Below are 4882 nucleotides of genomic sequence, written 5' to 3'. Positions count from 1 at the left end.
GCGGTCCGGCTTCCGCTCCGACCGGAGGTCGAGCGCCCGGAAGCGGCGCGTGGTGATCTCGTCGGCGGCGTCCGCCAGCGCCAGCGCCAGCCGGAGGTCCGCCGCCGCTGCTTCCCCGGTCGGACCCGCCACGACCAGGTTCTCCCCGTCAGCACCCACGGCCGGCAGCCTAGCCGGTGGGGGTTCCCCGACCGCCAGGGACGGTGGTCGGCCTGGTGGGAGGCCGGGAACCTCGGTCCGCACCCCACCCGGGGACGAGCCGACCGTTCTAGGCTGACAGGCGTGAGCGTGGTGCTGCTGGCTGAGGACGACAAGGCGATCGCCGAACCGCTGTGCCGGGCGTTGCAACGTGAGGGGTACGTGGTGCGCGTCGTCGGGGACGGCCCCAGCGCGTTGGGTGCGATCCGGGCCGGCGGCGCCGACCTCCTCGTGCTCGACCTGGGGTTGCCCGAAATGGACGGGTTGGAGGTGTGCCGGCGGTTGCGGACGGACGGCGTCGGGATTCCCGTGCTGATGCTGACCGCGCGCACCGACGAGGTGGACTTCGTGGTCGGTCTGGACGCGGGTGCCGACGACTACGTCGCGAAACCCTTCCGGTTGGCCGAACTGCTCGCCAGGATCAGGGCGCTGCTGCGCCGGCGGGCCGTCAGGACCATCGAGGCGAACGGGGTGCGGATGGACCTGGCCGCGCGGCGGGTGCAGGTCAACGGTTCCGAGGTCCAGCTGGCGAACAAGGAGTTCGAGCTGCTGCGGGTGCTGATGCAGCACGCCGGCGAGGTGGTGACCAGGGACACCATCCTGGACGAGGTGTGGAACGGGCCGGAGAGCAAGACGAGCAAGACCCTGGACATGCACGTGTCCTGGCTGCGCCGCAAACTGTGTGACACCAACGCCAAGCCGGCGGACCAGCGCATCGCCACCGTCCGGGGCGTCGGCTTCCGGTTCAACATCGACTGACGGGGTGACCCAGGTGGCTCGGCGAGTGCCCGAGAGGAATCGTGTCCGGACCGGGGCCGAGGGCGGCCCCGCCGCCCGGGGCGGTCCCGTCACCGGGTCGAACGGCGACGGCTGAGTCCGGTGCGACGTCGAATCCTCCAGTCGATCCTGCTCGCCGTGGCGGTGACCGCGGTCGCGCTCGGCCTGCCCCTCGGGTTCAGCGCCCTCCGCCTCGTCGAGGACATCACCCGGGGCGAACTGAGCGGTCGTGTCCAGCAGATCGCCGCCAGCCTTGACGACCAACTGGCCTTCGGCCGGGGCCTCGACCTGGGCCAGATCCGGGTCGCGGTGCCGGAGGACGGCCAGATCAGGGTGACCATCCCGGGAGAGCCGCCGGTGGAGCAGGGGCCGGACCCGGGCCCGAACCCGGTGGTGGAACGGGCCGCCATCGTGCAGCAGGGCACCGTGTCGCTGGCGGTGCCCTCCGGACCGCTGCGGACGGCCCAGGCCCAGATGGCGGCCGTCGTGTTGCTGCTGGTGGTGCTCTCGGTCGGAACCGGGATGCTCGTCGCCAACGTGACCGCGAGGCGGTTGTCCGAGCCGTTGCGGCACGTGGGGGACCGGGCGGCGCGGCTGGGAGCGGGCGACTTCCGGCCGGATCCGAGGCGGCACGGCGTGCCCGAACTGGACCGGGTCGCCGAGGCCCTGGACACCTCCGCCGCCGCCCTCGCGCAGCTCGTCGAACGGGAGCGCGAGCTGGTCGGCGATGTTTCCCACCAGCTGCGGAGCCACCTCACCGCCCTCCAACTGCGGTTGGAGGAACTCGCCGACCCCCGGCACCAGCCCGAGCCGGGTGAGGCGCGAGCGGCCCTGGAACAGGCCGAGCAGTTGGCCCGGGTGCTGGAGGACCTGCTGGCGACGGCGACGGCCGTGCGTTCGCTCAGCGCCGAGCCGCTCGAACTGAGCGCCGAACTCCCCACGATGGTGGCCGAGTGGCGGGACAGGCTGCGTGGCGCGGGTCGCGCCCTGCGGATGCGCGTCGAGCCGAACCTGCTGGCCAGGGCCACGCCCGCCCGGCTGCGGGAGGCGATAGGGGTGCTGCTGGAGAACGCCGTCGTCCACGGCGCGGGGACGGTGGCGGTGACCGCGCGGCCGACCGGGGGGATGGTGACCATCGAGGTCACCGACCAGGGCAAGGGGGTGCCCGAGGAGCTGGTGCCCCACGTGTTCGAACGCGGCGTCTCCGCCGCCGGGTCGACCGGCGTGGGGCTCGCGGTGGCCCGGGCGCTGGTCGAGGCCGACGGGGGCAGGCTGAAGGTGAGCCCCGAACGCACGGCGGCGTTCGTCATCTACCTCCGGGTGCCCCGGGTCGACGACGTCCTCGGGGTGTCCTGGCGGGCCGAGGCGCCGCGCTGAGTTCCCGTCGCCGCGGGTCCGCCCAGCCCACCGGCTGGTCCTCGCGGTGGGGTGACCAGGGTCGTGGCCGGCGGGCGCGGGGTGGGTGCGCGGCGTCGTACCCCGAGGGGGGACCGGTGGAAGTGGGCAGGCGCGGGCGAGGGGCCTCGGGGCGGCACCGTTCGCTCACCGGCGGCGGATGCGGTCGCGGTCCCGCGAGTCGTCGGCCGGGGGCGGGCTGTCGAGGTCGTCGGCCTCGGACGGCGGCGTGTCGTAGCTCGTCTCCAGGTTGCGGACCCCGCTCTGCGGGAAGACGAACCGGCGGAACGCCCAGTACCGGAAGATCATGCCGAGCAGGACACCGATGATCTGGCTGCTGACGAAGTCGGCGACCTGCTCGGTGACGAAGCTGACGGCGGGTTGTTTGAGGTCGAGCACGTAACGCGACACCGCGAGCGGCGCCAGGTAGAGCACGAAGGCGAGGCCGCTGATCACGAAGAACAGGCTCGCCTCGTGCCCAGGGCGGCGGCCTCCCCGCGTCCGGAAGGACCACTCCCGGTTCAGCACGTAGGAGGCGGCGGTGGCGACCAGCACCGCGATGACCTTCGCGGTGAGGGGCTTGTCCAGGATCCACAACTTGACGGTGTAGAAGACGATCGTGTCGATCACCCAGGCCGTACCGCCCACGACCGCGAACTTCAGGAGTTCGCGGTGCTTGAGCATGACGGAGCGCAACGGCGCTGGTAGCCGATCGAGAACCTTGTGGACGACGGACACCACCGCAGTCTACGGAACCACGCCCCACGGCCGTGTGTAGCTACCGGACCGGACGGCGATGTGGTGAATTCCCCCTGTTCAGCCGTGCCTGCGCCCTGCGGCCGTCGAGGGGTGGCTTCGCCGGTCCTCCGAAGTCCTCCTACCGAACGTATCGGACAACCGCCTCATTACGCCACTGTCGAGTGAAGGTGGCGGGGGGAGTGGTGCTGACCGTGCGTTCCGACCAGCCCGTGCCGGGGACTCCGGTTCCGGCGACGAGCCCGCGCCGGCGGACGGGCGCGGGGACGGGGGCGACGGGTGCTCGTCCCCGGGCTCCGAGGCTGGTCCGCCGCGAGGCTCCCGTGGCGGTGCGGGCTCCCGCGAGGGCGGGTCCGGGTCGGGTTCGGGAGCGTCCCCGTGCCCCGGCGGCGGGGCCGGAGGCGCGTTCCGGTCGACGTACTCCACCAGGTCCGGCGCGTCCCCGACCGGCGGGCCGGCGGCCGGACGGCGCGACCACTCCACCCGCACCGACGTCGAGTCCTCGGCGTCACCGAGGCGGGCCACCACGGTGACGGCGGACGGGGGCGGGGCCTCCCGGCCGCCCTCGGCGCACAACCACAGGACGAGGTGCCGCGACGAGCCCGGGCTGAGCGGTGCCGTGGCCGGCGGGGCGGGGGGCCCGCCAGCCGGCCGGCACGGCCGAACGTCCGGGGGCAGGCGGGCCGCCAGTCGCACCGGCGCCGTCGTCTGGCCGACGTTGCCCACCCTGACCCGCAACAACGCGTGGTACGAGCGGTGACCGCCGGTCGGGGACGGCGTCGACCACGCGGCCCCGTGCACCGAGGAGATCTCGACCCCGGAAGGTCGTGCCGCCAGGCCCACCGGCACGACGGGCAGCCGGGTGAGCTCGCCGTCCGACGCCAGGACGTGTCCGGTGACCCTCCCGGGCGAGGCCGCCCCCTCCAGGGCGCGGACCGCGAACGGGAGGACGGCCTCTCCACCGGGTTCGAGACCCGCCGGGACCCGGCAGCGGACGAGTCCTCCCCGCTCGTCGCACCCGACGTTCCCCGCGCCTGCCAGGATGAAGCGGCCGGTGGCCCTCGCCTGGACGGTCAGCGGTCCGGTCGGGGCGTTCCCGGTGTTGCGCAGCCGGTAGGTGACCGGTCCGGCGGAGCCGCCGGGTACCAGCGGCTCCGGCCGGCCCAGGGCGTCGACCCGGAGCGCCGGACGCGCGGCGGTCAGCCGGAGGTCCAGTTCCTCGCGCGCCCCACCCAGCGCCGCCGTGACCCCGATCGGGGCCTCCACGGGCAGCCAGGTGTGGAGCCGCAGCCGGACGTCGTGCCTGCCGCCCGGGGGGACGGGGCCGGCGGACTCGCAGCGCACCTCGGACGCGGGGAGGGCGGCCGGGGCCGCCACCCAGGAGGAGGGCGGTGGGCGGAACGCGTCCCGCCGCAGGGCACACCGGGGAGGGAGCTCGTCGATCCGGATCCACCACGGCAGCCGGAGGTCCACGGAGACGGCCGCGGTACTCGTTCCGGTGTTCGTGACCTCGGCCCGGAGCTCTGCTGGGCCGGGCCACCCTCCCCCAGGCGTGCGGAGCGCGCTCCCCGCCAGTGCCAGGTCGTCCACCGCGGCGGGGCGCACGGTGACGGTGATGGTGGCCAGGCGGAGGTGGATGTCGGCGCCGGCGCTGAGGCTGCCGCTGAGGGCACCCCCCTCGGCGTCGACCGAGGCGGCCAGCCGGATGTGGAGCGTCAGGCTGCCGCCAGCCGGCACCCCCTCGGTCGAGCGGCAG

At 74.3% G+C, this 4882-nt stretch carries 3 protein-coding genes and 1 pseudogene; 2 read left to right on the top strand and 2 right to left on the bottom strand.

Annotated features, from left to right (window positions below; genetic code table 11):
• Positions 1–282: 282 nt before the first annotated feature.
• The gene (locus ACTIDRAF_RS0221645) at positions 283–957 is read left to right on the top strand and encodes a response regulator transcription factor (RefSeq protein ID WP_016700807.1); all 675 of its coding nucleotides are present in this window, start codon (positions 283–285) and stop codon (positions 955–957) included.
• 120 nt (positions 958–1077) lie between these two features.
• Positions 1078–2352: an ATP-binding protein gene (locus ACTIDRAF_RS0221640; protein WP_016700806.1), complete on the top strand. Its 1275-nt coding sequence runs from the start codon at positions 1078–1080 to the stop codon at positions 2350–2352.
• A gap of 165 nt (positions 2353–2517) precedes the next feature.
• Here ACTIDRAF_RS0221640 and ACTIDRAF_RS30415 read toward each other — a convergent pair whose 3' ends face one another.
• Both ACTIDRAF_RS30415 and ACTIDRAF_RS33480 read right to left on the bottom strand, forming a co-directional pair.
• Positions 2518–3108 carry a GtrA family protein gene (locus ACTIDRAF_RS30415; protein WP_211215401.1) on the bottom strand — a complete coding sequence of 197 codons (591 nt, stop codon included), beginning with the start codon at positions 3106–3108 and terminating at the stop codon, positions 2518–2520.
• A 78-nt stretch (positions 3109–3186) separates the two neighbouring features.
• Positions 3187–4882: pseudogene (locus ACTIDRAF_RS33480) on the bottom strand (hypothetical protein); the annotation flags it as partial.

The sequence above is a fragment of the Actinoalloteichus spitiensis RMV-1378 genome, from assembly GCF_000239155.1.
GTDB lineage: Bacteria > Actinomycetota > Actinomycetes > Mycobacteriales > Pseudonocardiaceae > Actinoalloteichus_B > Actinoalloteichus_B spitiensis.
The sequence above is the reverse complement of the archived record's forward strand: the minus strand, read 5'-3'. Positions and strand labels throughout refer to the sequence as shown.